24 protein-coding genes and 1 tRNA gene are annotated in these 18204 nt (G+C 68.0%); all 25 read right to left on the minus strand.

Going from position 1 to position 18204, the window contains the following annotated elements:
• Positions 1 to 18 precede the first annotated feature (18 nt).
• Positions 19 to 1992 carry a hypothetical protein gene (locus L1066_RS24975; protein WP_235739032.1) on the minus strand — a complete coding sequence of 658 codons (1974 nt, stop codon included), beginning with the start codon at positions 1990 to 1992 and terminating at the stop codon, positions 19 to 21.
• Positions 1989 to 4292 carry a hypothetical protein gene (locus L1066_RS24980; protein WP_235739033.1) on the minus strand — a complete coding sequence of 768 codons (2304 nt, stop codon included), beginning with the start codon at positions 4290 to 4292 and terminating at the stop codon, positions 1989 to 1991. Before L1066_RS24980 ends, L1066_RS24975 begins: the two co-directional genes overlap by 4 nt.
• Positions 4289 to 5323, minus strand: a complete 1035-nt coding sequence (locus L1066_RS24985) for a hypothetical protein (protein WP_235739034.1) — start codon at positions 5321 to 5323, stop codon at positions 4289 to 4291. The genes L1066_RS24980 and L1066_RS24985 overlap by 4 nt, the downstream gene beginning before the upstream one ends.
• 131 nt (positions 5324 to 5454) lie before the next feature.
• Positions 5455 to 5787 (minus strand): hypothetical protein, encoded by a 333-nt coding sequence (locus tag L1066_RS24990; RefSeq protein ID WP_235739035.1) that lies wholly within the window; start codon positions 5785 to 5787, stop codon positions 5455 to 5457.
• Positions 5784 to 6161, minus strand: a complete 378-nt coding sequence (locus L1066_RS24995; RefSeq protein WP_235739036.1) for a hypothetical protein — start codon at positions 6159 to 6161, stop codon at positions 5784 to 5786. The genes L1066_RS24990 and L1066_RS24995 overlap by 4 nt, the downstream gene beginning before the upstream one ends.
• 1 nt (position 6162) lies before the next feature.
• The gene (locus L1066_RS25000) at positions 6163 to 6585 is read right to left on the minus strand and encodes a hypothetical protein (RefSeq protein ID WP_235739037.1); all 423 of its coding nucleotides are present in this window, start codon (positions 6583 to 6585) and stop codon (positions 6163 to 6165) included.
• 2 nt (positions 6586 to 6587) lie between these two features.
• Positions 6588 to 6935 (minus strand): hypothetical protein, encoded by a 348-nt coding sequence (locus L1066_RS25005; protein ID WP_235739038.1) that lies wholly within the window; start codon positions 6933 to 6935, stop codon positions 6588 to 6590.
• Complete coding sequence (locus tag L1066_RS25010; RefSeq protein WP_235739039.1) at positions 6935 to 7315, minus strand: hypothetical protein; 381 nt, start codon at positions 7313 to 7315, stop codon at positions 6935 to 6937. The genes L1066_RS25005 and L1066_RS25010 overlap by 1 nt, the downstream gene beginning before the upstream one ends.
• Positions 7315 to 9027, minus strand: coding sequence for an HK97 family phage prohead protease (locus tag L1066_RS25015; RefSeq protein WP_235739040.1), 1713 nt, complete (start codon positions 9025 to 9027; stop codon positions 7315 to 7317). Before L1066_RS25015 ends, L1066_RS25010 begins: the two co-directional genes overlap by 1 nt.
• Positions 9024 to 10238, minus strand: a complete 1215-nt coding sequence (locus L1066_RS28220) for a phage portal protein (RefSeq protein WP_235739041.1) — start codon at positions 10236 to 10238, stop codon at positions 9024 to 9026. The genes L1066_RS25015 and L1066_RS28220 overlap by 4 nt, the downstream gene beginning before the upstream one ends.
• A gap of 72 nt (positions 10239 to 10310) precedes the next feature.
• Entirely contained in the window at positions 10311 to 11783 is a 1473-nt protein-coding gene (locus L1066_RS25025) for a terminase large subunit domain-containing protein (protein ID WP_235739042.1), read from the minus strand.
• Between the two features lie 17 nt (positions 11784 to 11800).
• A complete protein-coding gene (locus tag L1066_RS25030; RefSeq protein WP_235739043.1) occupies positions 11801 to 12271 on the minus strand; it encodes a hypothetical protein in 471 nt (156 codons plus the stop codon).
• Positions 12268 to 12492: a hypothetical protein gene (locus L1066_RS25035; RefSeq protein WP_235739044.1), complete on the minus strand. Its 225-nt coding sequence runs from the start codon at positions 12490 to 12492 to the stop codon at positions 12268 to 12270. The genes L1066_RS25030 and L1066_RS25035 overlap by 4 nt, the downstream gene beginning before the upstream one ends.
• Before the next feature lie 412 nt (positions 12493 to 12904).
• Positions 12905 to 13099, minus strand: coding sequence for a hypothetical protein (locus tag L1066_RS25040; RefSeq protein WP_235739045.1), 195 nt, complete (start codon positions 13097 to 13099; stop codon positions 12905 to 12907).
• Positions 13096 to 13257 carry a hypothetical protein gene (locus tag L1066_RS25045; protein WP_235739046.1) on the minus strand — a complete coding sequence of 54 codons (162 nt, stop codon included), beginning with the start codon at positions 13255 to 13257 and terminating at the stop codon, positions 13096 to 13098. The genes L1066_RS25040 and L1066_RS25045 overlap by 4 nt, the downstream gene beginning before the upstream one ends.
• On the minus strand, positions 13254 to 13544 hold the full coding sequence (locus tag L1066_RS25050) for a hypothetical protein (protein WP_235739047.1): 291 nt from the start codon (positions 13542 to 13544) through the stop codon (positions 13254 to 13256). The genes L1066_RS25045 and L1066_RS25050 overlap by 4 nt, the downstream gene beginning before the upstream one ends.
• Positions 13545 to 13614: 70 nt before the next feature.
• Positions 13615 to 13779, minus strand: coding sequence for a hypothetical protein (locus L1066_RS25055; RefSeq protein ID WP_235739048.1), 165 nt, complete (start codon positions 13777 to 13779; stop codon positions 13615 to 13617).
• Positions 13779 to 14084, minus strand: coding sequence for a hypothetical protein (locus L1066_RS25060; protein ID WP_235739049.1), 306 nt, complete (start codon positions 14082 to 14084; stop codon positions 13779 to 13781). The genes L1066_RS25055 and L1066_RS25060 overlap by 1 nt, the downstream gene beginning before the upstream one ends.
• Complete coding sequence (locus L1066_RS25065; protein WP_235739050.1) at positions 14084 to 14338, minus strand: WhiB family transcriptional regulator; 255 nt, start codon at positions 14336 to 14338, stop codon at positions 14084 to 14086. The genes L1066_RS25060 and L1066_RS25065 overlap by 1 nt, the downstream gene beginning before the upstream one ends.
• Positions 14339 to 14530: 192 nt before the next feature.
• Positions 14531 to 14695, minus strand: a complete 165-nt coding sequence (locus L1066_RS25070; protein WP_235739052.1) for a hypothetical protein — start codon at positions 14693 to 14695, stop codon at positions 14531 to 14533.
• Complete coding sequence (locus L1066_RS25075) at positions 14692 to 15291, minus strand: hypothetical protein (RefSeq protein WP_235739053.1); 600 nt, start codon at positions 15289 to 15291, stop codon at positions 14692 to 14694. Before L1066_RS25075 ends, L1066_RS25070 begins: the two co-directional genes overlap by 4 nt.
• A gap of 342 nt (positions 15292 to 15633) precedes the next feature.
• Positions 15634 to 15706: transfer RNA gene (locus L1066_RS25080), tRNA-Asn, on the minus strand.
• A gap of 86 nt (positions 15707 to 15792) precedes the next feature.
• Positions 15793 to 16035, minus strand: a complete 243-nt coding sequence (locus L1066_RS25085; protein ID WP_235739055.1) for a hypothetical protein — start codon at positions 16033 to 16035, stop codon at positions 15793 to 15795.
• A complete protein-coding gene (locus L1066_RS25090) occupies positions 16035 to 16277 on the minus strand; it encodes a hypothetical protein (protein WP_235739057.1) in 243 nt (80 codons plus the stop codon). The genes L1066_RS25085 and L1066_RS25090 overlap by 1 nt, the downstream gene beginning before the upstream one ends.
• Positions 16274 to 18163, minus strand: a complete 1890-nt coding sequence (gene dnaG / locus L1066_RS25095) for a DNA primase (RefSeq protein ID WP_235739058.1) — start codon at positions 18161 to 18163, stop codon at positions 16274 to 16276. The genes L1066_RS25090 and dnaG overlap by 4 nt, the downstream gene beginning before the upstream one ends.
• Between the last annotated feature and the right edge of the window lie 41 nt (positions 18164 to 18204).

Consider the following 18204-nt stretch of genomic DNA (forward strand, 5'->3'; position numbering starts at 1 on the left):
TTCCTTTCAGGAGGGTGCTCAGCCGAGGGGGTAGGCGATGGCGTCGAGGTAGACGGGGTTGGCGGCGTTGAGGGAGCCGGTGTTGATGGCGCCTGTGGTGCCGATGGCGAGGTTGCAGACGGCGGTGCCGTTGCCGTTGCGGACGGTGTACCCGAGCGACACGGCGGGACGGACGCCCACGGGCAGCGTGGCGATGGTGGCCGACGACCCGCTGGTGCGAACGGGTTGGCCTCGCAGGTAGACGACGCCGCCGATGACTCGGTAGTGGACCGCGCCGGTCCAGCCCGTGGCGAGCGTGAGGGCCTGCCATCCCGTGTCGGGGTCCGGCTCGGGATCGGCCGGCGGCGGCATAGAGGGTGCGGGGATGAGGGTGGGTGCGGCCACCGAGGTGGGGCGCGCGAACGTGTAGGTGGTGAGCCACTTGCCGGGGCTGATGGTGTGGTCGATGCCGGTGATGCGCAGGGCGCCGTCGACGCGGTCTTCGTAGGCGACGTCGATGAGGCTGTAGAGGTCGAGCAGGGCAGCGGCTCGCAGCTCGTCGGCGTTGCGCACGGGCATCGTCAGGGAGTTGCAGCGGATCAGTGGGGTGGCGTTGGCAGCAAGGATCACGTCGGCGTAGATGCCGATGGCCAGGGCGTTCTCAGCAGCACCCACGATGGTGAAGGTGGCGCTGCGAGCACCGAACCGGTCGATGGAAGCGGCGTCGACGTAGGGGCCGTAGCTGATGTTGGTGGAGACGCCCGCGACCGGCTGGTAGCGCACGAACTCCACCGCCACGGAGTTGATGCAGTCCTGCACGTCGTAGGAGACGTCGATGGCGGAGTAGGACAGGTCGCCGGTGGTGTCGGAGAATGTCGCGGCGACGGTGTCGTCGAGCAGGAGGGGGTCCCAGACCTGCAGGGCGTTGTTGCGGTCCACCCAGGCGTAGCCGAGGTTGGTGTCGCGGGTGAGTGCGACCTGGTCGAGGACGGAGGTGTTGTCGTTGATCGCGACGACCTGCTGTGCGGGGATCTGGCCGCCGTGGCCGTTGACCAGCCACGGGACGCCGGTGTCGGACAGCAGCCACGGCAGGTGGGCGATCTGGGCGACCGATCGTGACTCGGCTTGGTTGGCGAGGCGGGTGATGTTGTCGCTGGCCACGAGGTCGATGCGCACGGCACCTCGGTCGGTCAGGGAGCCGCCTTTGGCCTTGGCGTAGGACGTCTTGGCTTCGGTGATCCGGCCCTCGTAGACCGACTCCCACAGGCCGTCGACGAGGGCACGCAGCCACAGGTAGCGACCGGGCGAGATCGTGTCAGCGGCGGCGGGGTCGAGGTCGGCATCGAGGATGGTGGCTGACAGGGTGCCGACGTCGAGGGCGCCTCGGGAGACCGTGATGGTGTGGGTGGGTCCGAGGATGTTGAGGTACTGGCGCGGTTCGAGGTCGGCGAAGCTGACGAGCTCGGCCGCGGTGCTGGCGGTGGCGACGTCGGGGCGGAATGCCCAGCCGACAGCGGTGCTGGGGAAGACATAGCTGCCGGAGACGTTCTCGAAGACGTCGAGGCGCAGCCGGACATGGGAGATGCCTCCGGGCACGAGGGCGGCGGCGATGGTGCCGCGTGTGAAGCGGGCGACATAGCCGGTCTGGGCGCCTTGGGAGATCACGTTGCCTGCGGCGTCGAGCCACTGCAGGCGCCCACGGCTGGCGAGGATCTGGGGGCCCTCGGCAGCCGGGTTGATCCACCCAGCTGCAACGTAGGTGCCCGGAGTGACGGGCATCGACTCGGAGGTGAGGTAGTTCGACACCGACGCGACGCCCTTGTAGCGCAGGGCGGTCTTGCGGGGCTCGGGGCCGGGCAGGGGCAGACGGTCCAGGCTGGTGCCGGTCACGGGCAGCACCCAACCGAAGTCACCGAGGCGACCGTCAGGGTTGGGCAGCAAGTTGACGAGGCCGTCCGGCTCTACCTCCACCTCCAGGCGGAGGACGTCGAGACCATTGAATTCCTGCGTCATGATGCGCGACTCCGTCCGCCGTTGCCGTGGTAGACGTCGAGGTCCATCTGAATCTCCTTGCCGCGCTGAAGTGCGCTCATCTGCTGGGCTGTGAGAGTGAAGGCGACCTTGATCGGCTGCTGGGCGGCTGCGGCTGCCTGCGTGGCCTCCCAGGCGGCGCGGGCGGTCATGGTGGGCTCTCCGAAGCCTTTGACGAGGTCGCGGGCCATCAGGCGGCCGGTGCGGTCGAGCGGGACGACGTTGGTGCCCAGGTCGACGCTCCCGGCGAAGTTCTTGCCGAGGTCCTTCCCGACTCGCGACGGGGAATTGATCCCCAGTTCCTTCTTGACGGCCTTGACGAGCTTCTTGGCGAGCTTCTTGGCGGCCTTGTCGAGCGCCTTCTCCTTTGCCAACAGGCCGTTGACGAGGCCCTGTGCGGAGTCGATGCCTGCCTGGTGGAACTGGGTGACGGTGGTCTTGCCGAGGTCGGTGCCGACCTTGTCCAGGCGCTTCTGCAGGGCGTTGACTTGGTCGATGGTCGACTGGCCACCGGCGGCGAGTGCCTCGGCTGCCGCGAGGCCACCCTCGACGCCCTTGTCGATGAGTTCTTGCAGGCTGGTCTTGTTGAGCTTGCCGGTGAGCTGGGTGATCAGCTCGGCGTAGCGTTCGGCGTTCTCGACCCTCGCCTTCTGCTGGGCGACCAGCGCGGCGGGGTTGTTGAGGTGGCCCTCCTCGAGGGAGGTGATCGACCCGTAGGCCCGGACGCTGGCCAGCACCGCGGCCGCGGCGTCCTTGGCTGCCTGCTTGAGCGCGCCCAGGTTCTGCTGGGCGGTCTTCAGCTTGGCGTTGATCTTGTCTTGCGCCTTGCCGTTCTTCGTCAGCGCCTTGTACTCGTCGCGGAGGTTCTGGAGGATCCGCTTCTCGCGCTTGGTCTCGTTCTTGCCGGTGATGCGCTTCTGAATCTTCTTGGTGACCTTGTCCAGGGCCTTGTCGATGCCCTTGGAGCCACCACCGACACCGGCCAGGGCGTTGCCCAGCAGCTTCTGAGCCGCGGACTTCACCTTGCCCTTGCGGGCACTCATGCCGACGACGAGGCCGTCTGCGAGGTCTCGGCCGAGAGCCATCGTCTTGCGTGAGGGGCTCTTCGCCTGTGCCGCGCGGCGACCAGCGGCGATCGCGTGGCGGACGGCGGAAGCAACCTGGACGGCCCACAGTGCGTCAGCGCCCGCGAACCCAGCGGGGAGTCCGGTCTTGAGGTCGACTCCGATGCCACTCGCTCCGGCGCGGGCGTCTGTGCGGGCGACCCCAAGGAGACCGGACAGCGACCTTGTGAGCGTAGCGCTGTCCACCGTGGTCTTGGTGGAGTTTTTGAGGCTGTCCTTGACGTTCTTGTTGGCCTTCTTGGAATTGCGTTCACCCACGCCGAGCAGGCTCGACAGTGACGGGTTGAACGAGTCGATGACCTTGACTTTGCCCGCGTCCTTGAGGACCTTGGTGACGCCGCCGACCTCTTTGACGACGCCGCTTCTACCGGTCGCCTTCAGGATCGTGGTGACCTGCTTGGGCGTCAGCTTGTAGCGCTCCGACAGGGTGTTGATCTGCTTCAGGTTCGGCTTGAAGTCAAGCTGCTTGAGACGCGTCGCCACCTCTGGTGGGACGCCCTTGAGCGCCTGCTTCCACGTCTTGGTGTCGTCTGTCCGGGCCTTGATCGCGCCCCGTTCCTTCTCGATCTCCTGAGCACTCAGACCGGCAGCACCGGCCATAGCTATGATCCCGGCGATGTTCTCGGGGTTCTGCTTGATCGCCCGCCGGACCTGCTTGTGTAGCCGCTCCTCAGCACCTGCACGCCCGAGCGCAGCGCCGGTCAGGTCACGGGTGCTGATGCTGTACTGGTTGGCCGTGGCGAGAGCGCCGGACTCAGCGAGGTAGTCGTGCGCCCGAGACCGCGTGAGCTTGGTCAGCGCGCCCGTGGTCTCGTCCAGCGTGTCCTTGTAGTCACGTTGTGGAGCCATGGCGTCAAGCTGAGCTTGCGTGAATCCCTGACTGGCGCGCTTGGCCTCGTCGTTGGCTTTCTTGGTGTCCCACAGCGCCTTCCCTACACCACCCACCACGCCGACGGCAGCGCCCCACGGCCCGCCCAGAGAGAAGCCGAGCGCAGCACCACCGGCAGCGGTTTGCAGCGCGCCCATGGCCGTCCCGGCGTCCTCAGTGCCTTGCGCGAGCAGGACCATGCCGCCGACGCCTGCTGCGGCCTTGGCGGCACCTCCGAGCTTGCCCAGGACTGCGCTGGTGCGCTGGGCGCGGGTCTCGGCGTAGGTCAACTCGGCGTAGAACTGCTTGGTCTTCGCGGTGGAGACGGTGAACGCTCCCCGGCAGCAGCAGCGGCGGCGGTGAGGCGGGGCAGGATCAGCGCGGCGATACCGGCCTGGACACCGACCTCCTTGACGGGGGCAGGCAGCTCGGCGAGCCACTTGGCGGTCTTGCCTGCCAGCTCTCCGAGGGTCTTGAGGGGTGGGAGGGCGTGGCGGCCGATGCCCTTGCCGAAGGCGGCGATCTCGTCGGAGTTGCGTTCGAGCCACTTGGCGCCGTCTTCGAGGGCGGGCACGAGGTGCTTGTTGGCGTAGCCGACGAGCTTGGTGACGGCGGGCAGGAGCACGGCTCCGACCTTGGCCTTGGTGTTCTCGATCTTCGCGGCCAGTCGCTGTTGCTGCCCGGCGAGGGTGTTGGACTCGCGGGCGAACTGCCCCGCGCTGTCTTTGGACTGGCCGAAGAGCAGGTCGAGGCGCGCTTGCTGCTCGGCGGTCTTCTTGGCGGAGCCTTCGAGCTTGTCGAGGCCCTTGGCTGCCAACCTCGCGTTGACGTCGCTCTGTTTGATGGAGACGCCGTACCGCTCGATGGGGTCGGCCTCACCACGCAGCAGCGAGGAGACGGCCTCGACCGCTTCGCGGGTGGTGCCGCCGAAGGTGGCTGCCATGTCGGCGGCGCGGCGGTTGAGCTTGTCGGTGAGGTCGGCGACCTTCGCCAGGGGCATGCCGCTGCTCTTGAGCATCGCCCCGGTGACGTTGGACAGTTCGCGGTACTCGTTGGCGGACAGGCCGATGGCGTTGGCGGCCTGGTTGGACCGCTTGATGACGGTGTCGGCGTACTTGCCGTAGATCTGCTCGGTGGCACCGATGGACTGCTGGGCGTCGGAGGCTGCGGAGACAACGGTCTTTGCCAGGGCAACAGCGGCGACGGCACCGGCTGCGGCCACCCGCTTGCCCCACTTGGCTGCCTTGGAGCCGAGGGTTTCGAACTCCCTGGACGCCCGACGGCCGTTGGCGAGGATGGCAATAGCGATGGGCTTGGCCACGGTCAGCAGCTCCTATCGGCGAGGTGATGAGGCAATGCGGGTGAAGGTGTCGCGTTCAAGGCGGGTGAGGCGGTAGTAGACGTCGGGAGGCTGGCCGGTGAGCAGGCACCAGGAGGCCAGCTCCTCGGCTGCTAGGCGCTCTCGGAGTCGTCTTTTCCCGCTTCGGTGACGGGCTCCTCGGGCATCGGCTCGTCCTCGTCGTCGGGGAAGAACGCGTTGAGGGCCTCGGAGGTGAGTTCCATGGCGGCCTTGTAGGCGTCGGCGTCCTTGGCGCCACGGCGGCGGTGGACGATGAACACTCCGGCGCGCATGCACTTGATGACGTTGGTTCCGAGCAGGGCGTAGGGGTCGGCTCCGAATCGCTGCTCGACGGCGATCTCTTCGTACCCGTTGGCGGAGTTGAGGAGGTCGCCCAGGTCGAGGTCACTGGTCGGCGCGGTGGGGGTGGTGTCGGTGCTGGTCATCTCAGACCCTTTCGTTTGGTGAGGGTGTCGATCTCGTCGTTGAGCATGGAGACGGCGTAGGGCTCGATCTCGCGGTCTGCTCGTTGCATGAAGCCGGAGGCTTTGATGCCTCGTTTGGGCCAGCCGTAGTTGATGGGTCCGGCGTGTGGTGCTGCTGCGCCACCGGCGCGGATGACGGCCTTGGACTGGGCACGGTTGCCCCGCACGTTGCTCGCGAGCCGCCCGGATTTCTTGGGTGCGAAGCGGGCGGCGATCCCTGCGCCGGTGGTGGAGATCCGGGAGAAGGCGTCCTTGAGGTCGTTGACCTCGACGCCCATGGAGCGGAGGGCCCGAGTCGCACGGGTCAGGCCCTCCACTCGCACACCGGAGGCCATGTCAGGGCGTGGTGACCCGGACCGGCTTGGCCTTGAGCTTCCACTGGGCCTCGAAGGTCCACCGGGCGGTGGGGTTGGCGTTGGCGTCGCCGCCGAGGAAGTCGCCGTCGGGTGCGGCGATGATGGCGGTGGCGGTGAAGTGCGGTTCGGCGACGGAGGGGACCGCGTTGCCGTGGGGCATGTACACGATCGGCACCTCGTCCCCGGCGTTGTCGAAGATCTCCGACCAGATGGACCCGGTGGCGGTGTCCTGGACGGCGCTGAACGCCAGGAACCAGTCCTTGGCGCCGCCTTCGCGGGCTTCCTTGAACGTGACGGTGTCGGCCTCGGCGTCGGCGGCGTTGAAGCGCCCGTTGGTCAGCTCGGCGGACTTCTCCTCCCCGTCGATCTCGACGGTCAGCAGGCGTGGGGATGCGGCAGTCATGGTCAGTCTTCCTCTCGGGTTCCAGTGATCACGACGACCGGCAGCTCGCGGCCGTCGAAGAGCATTGCTTGGGGACGGATCGTGGTGACCGTCATGTGCGGGTCCAGCGCGGCCTTGAGGGCCGGGGCGTGGTCGTCGGAGTAGCGCTGGGCGTCGTGCAGGGCGACCGGGCAGACCAGCGTCACGGCCCAGGTGACGACGCCACCGAACGGGTTGGGGTGGTCGATCTGGGCGACGTCGACCAGCACGTCACCCGGCCCGACGTTCTGCACGTAGTACGGGTGACCCCTCAGCCCGTCGACGCCGGAGGCGGCGTCGGCGAGGATCTGCCGGGTGTCGGCGTTGCCCATCAGCCGATGCGCCTCTTGCGCCAGGGCGCTTCGAGTCGTCGCACTTCGGCGTCACGGCCTCCGACACGGAAGACTGCGGTGCCGAACTCCCCGCCGCCAGCTTTGATGCCCAGCGGGTTGGCGCGTACGGCGAGGTTGGCCGCGACGCGTCGGCACAGTGCCTCATAGAGGTCTCCGGGCCAGAGGGCGTCGTCGGGTGGGACGCGGCACACCGAGCGTTGAGCGGCTTTCTCAGCTCGGTAGGCCTGGACGATCTGATCGTGCTCGGGCACGGTCGTGCCAGGAGCGGTCAGGTAGTCGGTGACCACGGTGATGGTGGGCGGGCCCACCGGCACCTCATCGGTGCCGGTGGTCTCGTCCTCGGGAGGCTGCTCGCTCATCAGACGGCCTTGTACTCGACCCGACGCAGGCCACGCAGGTCGTAGAGGTGGGTGGCGACGTAGGCGAAGACGTCGATGTTCCATCCGGCTGCGGTCTCGCCGACCTTGTCGAGGCGGGTGAGGCCGGAGTTCCAGATCTTGACGGCCATCGGGTCGGCGTAGAACGAGGTGTCGTCGGGGAGCTCCGAGCCCTCGGCACCGTAGGGGATCTCGGTGGACCAGGTCGGGGCCACGTTGATCCCGGCGACGTTGATGGATCCCAGGCGGCTGCTTGAGGTGCCGTCGGCGTTGGACGGCGACAGGATCGGGTAGAGGGGTCGGTCGTTGCCGTCCACGGCGTGCGAGAGCGCCCGATACAGCGCCTTGGCTCCGAAGAAGCGGGAGAAGCGGGAGCCGTCCGGGGTGAACGCGAGGTCGACCAGACCGCCCTTGAGGGCCTCACCGACCACGCGGCCCTCTGCGCCAGCGGCGATGGTGGCCAGGCGGGTGATGTTGGCGAGGTTGTCGTGCAGCACCTTGGCGGTGCGGCGTTCCAGCATCTCGCGGAAGGTGCGCTGGAACTTCGACCAGATGAGCCCGGAGATCTGCGGGTTGCCGCCTTGGTCGGCGGCCTCGCGGGTGAGGAAGATCCGCCCGGACACGCTGCCGGGGGTGATGGTTGCACCGTCTTCGGTCTCGAAGGTGCCAGCGGTCGGCGGGACGCCTTGGGTGTGGTCACCGATGAGGCCGCCGTAGCCCTTGAGCTGGGAGTAGAAGAACGGCGTGACGCTGCTCAGTCCTCCGGCGTAGAAGGTGTCGTACATGATGGCGGGCTGGGCGGGCTCTTCGTCCTTGAACATGTCCGGGCGGTAGACAGGCTGGTTGACGCTCTCGACGTCGCCGGTCGCCACGAACTGCAAGCCCTTGGGGTTGATGAGTGACTCGGACATGAAGCCGAGCACCCGCTCCCCTGCCTGCTGGTCGCCCTTGATCGCGCCGAGCAGGTCGGCGGAGAAGTCGTGGCCGCTGGAGGCCTTGGAGCCGTCGAAGCGGTACAGGGGCTCTTCGGTGACTTGGAACTGGGCACCGCCACCGACGGGGATCTTGATATCTGCGAGGCCGTCGACCTTCTTGGTGAGGTCATCGACTGCCTTGGCGAGGGCGTTGCCCGACTCGGCGGAGAACGCGGGGGCGGTGGCGCATTCGGTGACGCCGTCGAGGTGGACGTTGCCGCACTTGGTGCACTTCATGGGTGTTCCTTCCTGTGCAGCAGATGCTGCGACGCTGGTGATCCGAGCCCGCTCGAATGCGGGGACCGGGGTGAACGTGACTTCGTTGACGACGCCTGCAGTGACGTGGTGGACGTCGCCACGCGCGACGTAGCGCAAGCCGTCCTCGGCAATGCCGACCGAGAGGCCGTCCCACACCGCCTCGCCGGTGTCGGGGTCGGGGGTGCAGAGCGCGAGCAGCTCGTCACCTGCGGTGGTCTTGGCGACCTTGGCGGTGGCCCACAGTCCCTCGTCTGTTTCCTCGAAGGCGACGGTGGCCAAGGCGTTGTGGAGGTCGTGATGGGTGACGCCCTTGACGCGCGACCACGTCAACGTTCCCTTGGCAAAGGTCCACTTGCGGCCCTTGGAGACGGCGACGTCACCGAACGGGAGCGCGAGACCTCGGATGGTGCGGGTTTCGCGGTCGACCTCGAAGGTGACGGAGAGCGGGTTGTCGAGCTTCACGCGTCGATCTCCTTGCTGGGTTGGGCTGCGCTGGTTGCGAGGCCTCGGCGGGCGCGGACCTCTTCGACGGTCTGCACCTTGGCGCGGATGAGGATTTCGTCGGTCTCGGCGGCGGTCTTGTCGTCGGCGGCGGCGAACTGGGAGGTGTCGAAACGCACGGTGTAGCCGGGTGGGGTGACGTCGTCCATGGAGAGCCGACCCTCGATCGCACGCATGTAGGGGCCGAGGGTGAAGTCGAGGAACTGGCGTCGGCGGTCCTGCATGTTGGCGTAGGTGCGCGAGGTGGTGGAGACACCGAGCTCGTCGCCGTCGATGCCCATGAGTCGGGCGATTTCGGTGATGGCCATCTCGCGCGCTTCGACCAGCTGGAGATCCTTGGGGTTGAAGCCGTTGACGTTGTACTTCAGGTTGTGGGGCACGTAGCCGGTGGCGCGGATCTGCCTCATGCGCATCCAGTCGGCAAGGAACTCGCCGACCTCATTGATCTCTTCGCCGTCCTCATCGAGGTCCCCGTCGTTGGGGAACGGGTCGACGCCCTCATCTGCGGGTGTGAAGAAGTCTTGCGGCGGGACACCGTCGGCGGCGTTGAGGGCGGCTGCTTCCAGTCGTCCCAGGGCGCGGATCGCGCGGGCGCCGTGCACGAGCAGCGGCGGTGTCGGGGAGTCGATGCGGATCAGCAGTGGGTCGGGGGCGTAGCGGGTGGCGGTGCCCGAGCCGGTGACGGTGCGGTAGGACTGAGTGTGGGTCGGGACCGAGATGCTGTCCTGGTCGAGGTGCACCACGGTGGCCGGGCGGCCGTCCCACCCGAACGCGGTCACCGCCAGCCCAGCGGCTTCGCCGAAGATGAGGTCTTCGACCACGCGGGTCCAGGTGATGACGGACGGGATGCCGTCCTCGGGCTGGCACAGCAGGGTGCAGGGGGTGACTTGGTTGTCCGCGTCGAGCAGGCGCAGCGGCAGGGAGCCCAGGACGGCGATCAGGTCGCGACCGCGCTTGACCGAGGGCACGGACAGTGCTTCGCGGCGTGAGATGCGGGGGTGGTTGGGGAAGATGTTGGCCTGGTCGGCCGACTGGACGCCGTAGAGGGTGCCGGGGTCGATGTCGAGAGCGAACGACAGACTCCGTTCGGTGCGAGCGAGAGCGCGACTGGCCGCCGGACTGGTGGCCGGTGTCAGCGGCTCGCGCCGGACCAGTGACTGAAGGAATCCCACACCGGAAATTCTTCCCTGCCGAAACCCCCGATTTCGGGGGTTAGGTTGGCACGGATTGCCAACACCTGCTTGTCAAACGCCCGACGGGAGCCCCAGACGGGTACGCCCACGACGACGTTTCCGTGCGGCCGTCGCGGCCCAGACAGCCGCCTTGACCGCATGGATGGGGCTCTGCGAGGCCAGCCGTGGCCCGTCGCTGCCGGGCACGGTGCGCACCGCCAGCACCTGCGTACCCAAGGCTGGTGATCCGTCGTGGCGCAGGTCCCCGTCCGCGAGCAGCCGTGCCACGTCGAGCACCGCGCCACGGGCGGTGCCCTGCCCCTTGGCGGTCGCCATGGCGTTGAAGGCCGGGTCGGTGAGCAGGGACGCACCGACTGTGAGCTTGCCTCGGAAACCTGTCTGGCGGGCGAGGTGCGCGGCGGTGGCCACGTCACCGGCCTCGACCACGCGGACGATGGCGGCGTCGTCGGTGTGGCGCCACGCGGAGGCCACCGCCACGCCGGTCTCGAATCCGGCCTCGATCGCGACCGCGTCAGGAGCGCGGTCCGGGGCGGGGACGCGGAGCTGGTTCCACACCGTCTCGTGGGCGATCAGCGGCGTGCCTCGTGCGATCTTCGCGGCCGCGAGCGGCCACATGTTGAGGTACTGGGCGCGGAAGCCTTCCATTGGGTCGGGGTCGTCGGCCTCGGGGTCGATCTCACCGCGCAGCGCCTTCTCGTACTTGCGCGCCAGGTAGCGCTCACGCTCGGGCGTCCAGTGCGGGGATGCTGCCCGCCAGGTCTCGACCGCACCGGGGTCCATCGTCGGCTGTGCCGCCCACAGCAGGATCAGGACGCGCTCCATGTCCTCGCCCGCCAGCGCGCCAGCGATCCGGCCACGCATCAGCGAGGAGGCGCGGCGGTGCGCTGTCGAGATGAGCAGCAGTTGCGGCGAGACACGTTCCATCAGCGACGGCTCCAGGTCGTCGTCCACGATCTCGGGCAGGCACTTCCATGCCTCGTCCACGATGCCCATGCAGGTGTCGAGGCCGGCCGTCTTGTCGGGCGGCACCACGATCCACCGGTGCCCCTCGTGCTTGTCCTCGAAGGAGTAGTTGTTGTTGTTGGTGTAGACCTCCAGGTTTTCTTGGTTGCGCGCCCAGTGGGCGGCGTAGCGCATCGGCTCCTTGGCGATGCGCAGCGACGAGGCCGAGTGGACGATGAGCTGCATCTCGCCGAACAGCCGCGGGGCGAACACGAGACGCCACACCGCGAGCAGCCGCACGATGACCGACTTGCCGGAGCGGCGTGAGCAGGACTTGACGACCTCCTCCCAGCACAGGGACCCGTCGGCGCGGTGTTCGAGGATGCGGACGATGGCCAGGCCCTGCCACCAGCGGACCTTCACGCCCATGGTGACCCGCGCCCACTCGATCAGCTCGGGGCCATACGAGCCGACCGCGTCGGGCGGCGGCGGGGTCATCGCCAGCGGCGGTGTCGCCTCGGGCGGGACGTCGACGTAGGGCTCGATCCACGGGTACTGGGTCAGCGCCTCGGGGTCCCACACCAGCTCGGGCGGGATCGTCAGCGGCTCGCGGCTGATCGCGGCGGGTTCGGCATGGTCGAGATCCGCGAGCCGTGGGCGGTCGCGTCGCGTCGGGAGGACGAGGCCGGGGAGCAGTTCGAGTTGGGCTGTGCCGTCAGAGCCCGTGGGGAGAGAGACGGGAAGGGGCGGGGCTCCCCGGCGGTCGGGTCCTCGGGAAAAAGCGGCGCGTCGTCGGGGTCGATGCCGTGCGCTCGCAGCGCGTTGCGAGCAGCCTTCTCCTGCACCGCCTGCTGTGCCGAGCGGTCCGAACAGGCTCGGTGCTCGGGCTGCCAGTTCTTCGGGTCCCAGGTCAGGTGCGGGTACGCGGTGCGGGACTTGATGTGGCCGACCACCCACCGGTCGGTGGCAGGGTCGATGGGCTTCTTGCACTTGCCACACGGGCCGGGTAGGTGGTGCAGCTCAATGAACCAGCGGGCCTGCTGGACCGCGCGGCCCGACCACGGCTTCATGCCAGCACCACCAGCGAGTGCAGGCACCCAGCCGTCGAGTCGTGGGCCAGCAGCTCGGCGGCGATGCCTCGACGGATGGCCCGGCTGATGTCAGCAGGTGTGGCCGTGGGGTCGAGGGCTCGGCGCAGCTCCCCGAAGTCCAGGCGTCGGCCTGAGTGCTCCACCGCGTAGAGGCTCACCCTCACCCACAGCGGGAGTGACCTGCACTCGTACACCTTCATGGTCGGCTTCCTCTCGGGGTTGCGGGTTGTCAGGTAGTGACAGTCGGGGCGGAGTGGGCATCTCACCTGTGAGGTATCGGCGGGTGGGGTCGCAGGCTACGAACCCCTGGACGGGGTACTCATAGTCATGACCCCCCTAGACCTTCCCCCGTTTAGACCTTGTTGCAGCGTCAGTGCATGACTGTGGGCCGAGTGCCCGGTGTGGGCATCGGCTGCTACTGGGTGGCCAGCGTGTCTGCAGTCGGCTGGTCATCCACCACAGGCGAGCGTGGGCCTGTGGAACTTCCCCTCGGTACGTGGCGTCTGCGGTCACCCTCCACGCGTTCATCCGGGTTCGCTCCCGCTGAGTTGTGCCACCCTCTCGGGTGCCCCGGTCGCGCCGTGCGTGCTCCACCGGGGATGCTTCTGTCGGTCAGGTGTGCGCCTCCAGGGCAGGGGTGTGACGGTCGATGTAGGCGATGGCCTGTGCCTTGTTGGCAAACACGGCACAGCGGCAGTCGGCGAAGTCTCGGTAGTGCTCTTGGCGCTCACACGCGCCGTCGACCACGCGCCAACGACGGCCACGCACACGGCGTGACGGACGCACCAGCAGCAGAGTCGGGGTCATCGGGTGATCTCCCGTCGCAGGGTTGCGCGCACCGAGGCACGGCGCAGGGCGGTCATGCTCGGGTCGCACGCCGGATGGGTCCGGTCACCGAAGGTGGCCATCGGGCCAGCGCACACGGCACAGCGCGGCGCGTTGGTCGCGGCATAGAGACGCTTCATCGCCACACCCACCAGCGCGGGAGGCCCATGAATGCGAGCACGCCGTCAGCCGGCTTGCCGTCCTCGTTCACCGACGGTCTCTCAACCCACTGACCGTCGACCTTGATCCTGCCGGTGGTGCCGTTGGGGCAGTCGGGCATGTGGTCGAAGGCGTGAGCCTCGGCGGCCATCTGCACGGCAACACGGGCGTCGGCGGCGTAGCGCGACGGGCGCGGGCCGAAGTCGAGCTGCCAGTGATTGCAGCCAGCACAGACCGCGACCATCTGGTTGATCGGTGGCATCTTCATTGCTTCACCTCGAAGGGGTGGCCGTCGTATCCGGCGTGGGCGATGTGGCGCGGGTAGATGAGGCCACAGGTCAGGCAGGGCTTCCCCGGCGGCGTGGGCCGTCCTCGGGGGCGGTGGGGTGGTTCAGGGATGCGTCGAGGCCGGTCAGCACGTCGCACAGCTGATGGGTGGGCAGGGCCTTGAGCAGGGCGATCAGCGCGATCGTCTGCTGGGCGGTCTCCGTCTTGCTGGCCATCAGAACAACCCCTCATACCGGTCGGTGTCGTCAACAGTCGGTTTGCGGCGGGCGAACGCCTGGAACGCGGCCTGCCTCGTGATGCCCAACTGGGCGCCGATCTCGGCCCACGAGTACCGGCCACCGTCGAAGTCGTTGAGCTCGCGCGCGGCGTCGATACACGCGGTGTCGATCGCGGCGCGCATGGTGCGCAGGGCCGAGAGCACTTCGAGGTCGCCGTCAGCGGCACGCCGGACCATGCCCCGGGCGATCCGCTCGACCATCGCGGCCATGTCGGGTGCTTCGCGTTCGCGGCGGCGGGCCATCAGGCCACCGCCTTGCGGCGCCTGCCGCGACGACTGATCCGTTCCTCGGGGGTGAGGCCGCCCCAAATCCCCCACGTGCGGTCCGCGACACCGTCCTCGATGCGCTCCGCTTCGGCCAAGCATGCCGCCTTGACGGGGCACTGCCGACACAGGGCCTTGGCCTCAGCGATGCGGGCGTAACCCTCGGTGCTGGATCCCCGAGTCTCCCAGTCGAACCACATGTCGGGATCGACGCGACACGGCAGAGTCCTCACGGCGCGTCACCCCCGATGAGGGCTTGCAGCTCGTCAGCGAGGGCGTCGAGGACTGCCCAAGCCGCCTCAGTGTCGGCGGTGAAGTTGATACGAACGTCGGGGGTCACCATTCGGGTTGCACCACCGCGAGGTAGACCAGCCCAGCAAGGGCGGCGAGGAGGCCGAGGACGTAGACGGCGTCGAGCAGGGCGATCATGCGGTGATCTCCCGCACCGTCCAGCCGACAGACAGTGCCTCGGGGTCCCCTTGGCGCCACCAGCACCGGCGACGCTTGACCGCGTACCTACGGCCCGTCTCACGGTGTTTGGCGAGGGCGTGGGCCATCGCGTCAGCCCAGTCCCAGAACGCGCCCGTCACAACTCGTCCCCGTCCGACGGGTCCCCGGCCTCGGGAGCCGGGGACTCGTCGGGGGTCTCCTCTACGGTGCAATCTCCACAACCGTCCGTAGAGGAAGATTCATGCCCATCAACAGATCCGCCATCGAGGCAGCACGCCTGTTCGCAACCGACGTGTCCACATTCCCCATCACCGACGACAGGGAGGCCCTCGCCGATCGGCTCGGGCACGCGATCGGCCACATCACCAACCTCGCTGACGCTGTCCTCACCCTGAGTGACGAGATCCGGGAACTCCGCTCGCAACACTGAGCCGATCTTGGTGTCCATGCTCCGGCCGAAGGTGAGGTCGGAGAGTTGCGCCTTGGTCAGGGTCATCGACCCACGCGCTGCGTTGGCGGTGGCCTCGGCGACTGCCAGCGTGGCGCGGATGCCAGCGGCCTTGAGCGCGAACCCGAGCTGGCTGTTGGCCTCCCCGATCATCCGGCCGAGCTGGGCGGCGTCGCCCTCGCCGTTGGCGCGCTGCTCGTGCAGCGACGCGATGTGGTCGGCGTAGACCTGCGCCGTCGCGAGGTGGTCGACCGCCAGGTCGAACTGAGTTACACCGTTGTCATTCATGGCCAGGAGGATTGCACGGAAACCGTTCAATCGCAACGCCGACTGCCACGACGGCGTGTCGAGTTGATCGCGAAGCGTGACAACGGCACAGCTCGCTGCCTATGATTCACGGCATGACTGCAATGACTCTTGAAACGCCTTCAGCGATGCTCGCTGCCGAGATCCGGGCCGAGATGGGCCGCCAGGGCGTGAGCAAGCGCGAGCTGGGCCACCGTCTCGGCGTTTCCCACATGTGGACACAGCGCCGTCTCGCGCTCACGCCGGAGACTGACCTCACGCTTGAGGACGTCGTGAAATTGGCGGAGGCCCTGAACGTTTCCGTTCAGGGCCTCTTCGCTTCTGTGCTCCCCGGTTGGACTCGAACCAACAACCCTCCGGTTAACAGCCGAATGCTCTGCCAGTTGAGCTACAGGGGATCGCTTGGCAGCGGTGAAACAGTAGCAAGGAGTGCCGGCGGAGGCGAAATCAGGGTCCTACACCGTCACCGGCGTGCCGGCCGCTTCAGACGCCGTAGTCGGCGCGCACCTGCGCCATCGCCTCGCGAGCACGGCGCAACACGTCGGGGTCGGTGGGATCGACGCCCCACTCGAAGTCGAAGTACCAGGTGATCTCACCACCCGGTGCGCGCCGACCGATGACGAACACCCCCTTGGCGCCGCTGATCGGCACGTGCCGCTGCAAGACCATCGTGGCGGTCACACGCTCCCGGACCAGCTCCAGCAGCCTGCCGGGCTCGTCCAGCATCAGCACGTGGGAGGGCCGCTCGGCGCCGAACTCCCCACCTCGCTCACCGTCAAGCGGGCTTCGTCAGGATCCCAGTCGGCCCGGTGCACGTGCTCCCAGCCGATCCGCTGCTCCCCCAGGTGCAATGCCTCGCGCGTCCCGACCACCGCGAGACCATCCCGGGTGACCGCGTGGGCCAGGACGCGCTCGCCACGCGGGAGCGGGAGGCGCCGTACCTCCTCAGGAAGACGACGCCCGATCACTGCAACCCCATCGAGACCTCGCGCAACGAACGCCGGCGCCGTTCCGCCTCCATGAGGGAGGCAGAGACCTGCTGATAGTCGGGCCCCGAGGGGTCGCTCCGCTGCAGCTTGGAGGTGAGGTCGGCGATCCTGCGCGCCACCGCCATCTCCTGCAACCGCGAGACGAAGCTGCGCACGAACGCGGCGTCTGGCTCCTTCGACGAACGGATCGGTTCGACGCTCAGCGCCACCACGAGCCTGGCCACGGTCGGGTCGGTTGCGGTGTCACGCAGCTCCGCCACCCAGCCGGGGTGTGCCGCGGACGCGCCGCCGGCAGCGACGATCTGCGTCCACAACACCCGGTAGGCGGGGTGCTGGAACTCCTCCGGCGTGAGCGGGTCGGCAATGCGGGAGACCACGTCTGCGTGGTGCAGCACCAGCTTGATCGTCTCCCGCTCCAAGGTGATCCGCGGATCGCGCGGATCGGGCATCGGCAGGGCGCGCGGCTTCGGCTTCTCCTCGACGGCAGGAGCCTCGGGCGTACGGCGCAGCGTCACCTGCGGCTGTCCCTTCGGCCTACGCGCTGCCTTGTTGACCTCGCGACGGGCTTCATCGATGTCGACCCCGATGCTGCTGGCGAGCTCGCGGGTGAAGGCCTCGACCTTGGTCTTGTCGCGCACGCTGTGCACCAGCCCCGCCGCCTCGCGCAAGGCGTCGACGCGGGAGTCGGCACGGTCGAGATCGAAACGGGCCAGCACGTTGCCGAGCACGAATCTGTAGAGCGGCACCCGGCCCTCGATGAGCTCGCGGATCGCCTCGTCACCCTTCTCCAGGCGCAGGTCGCACGGGTCCAGGCCCGAAGCCTCGACCGCCACGTAGGTCTGTGCAAGGAAGTTGTGGTCACCCTCGAAGGCCTTCATCGCGGCCTTCTGGCCCGCGGCATCACCGTCGAAGGTGAAGATGACCTCGCCCTGACCACCCTTCTGATGATCGAGGAAGCGTCGCAGCAGCTTGGCATGGTCGTCGCCGAACGCGGTGCCGCAGGATGCGACGGCCGTCTTCACCCCGGCCACGTGGCAGGCCATCACGTCGGTGTAGCCCTCCACGATCACCGCGCGGGTGGTGCGGTCGATCTCGGTGCGTGCGAGGTCGATGCCGTAGAGCACCTGCGACTTCTTGTAGAGCGGCGTCTCCGGAGTGTTGAGGTACTTCGCCTCGATGCGGTCGTCGTCGAAGAGACGACGGGCACCGAAGCCGATCGTGTCGCCTGCGGAGTCGCGGATCGGCCACAGCAGCCGGCCACGGAAACGGTCGTAGTGGCCACGGCTGCTCTGCCCGACGAGGCCGGCGACGACGAGCTCCTCGTCGGTGAAGCCACCTTGGCGCAGGTGTTTGTGGAGTGCCTCGCCGCTGCGGGGAGCGAAGCCGATGCCGAAGACATCGGCGACCTCCTTGTCGAACCCGCGGCCCGCCAGGAACTGACGCGCGGCCAAGGCGTCAGGGGTGGTGAGCTGGGCGGCGTAGAACTCCTGCGCCATCCGGTTGGCCGAGATCAGCTTGCTGCGCTGCGGTCCCTTGCGCTGCTGCGGCCCGTCGTCGCCGTCGACCCGACGGAGCTCCACGTTGAACTGCTCCGCCAGCCGCTCGACGGCCTCGCTGAAGCCGAGCCCGTCGATCTTCATCAAGAAGCTGAAGACGTCACCGCCCTCACCACAGCCGAAGCAGTGGAAGAACTGGCGCGACGGATTGACGTTGAAGGAGGGCGACTTCTCGTCGTGGAAGGGGCAGAGTCCCTTCATCGAGCCGCCACCGGCGTTGCGCAACGTCACATAGGCAGAGACGACCTCGTCGATCCGCGCCTTCTCGCGGACTTCGGCGATGTCGTCTTCCCTGATTCGCCCGGCCACATCCGGAGTCTACGCAGCACGACCGAAACCCGGCTGCCCGA

The sequence above is a fragment of the Nocardioides alcanivorans genome (genome assembly GCF_021555175.1).
Taxonomy (GTDB): Bacteria; Actinomycetota; Actinomycetes; order Propionibacteriales; family Nocardioidaceae; genus Nocardioides; species Nocardioides alcanivorans.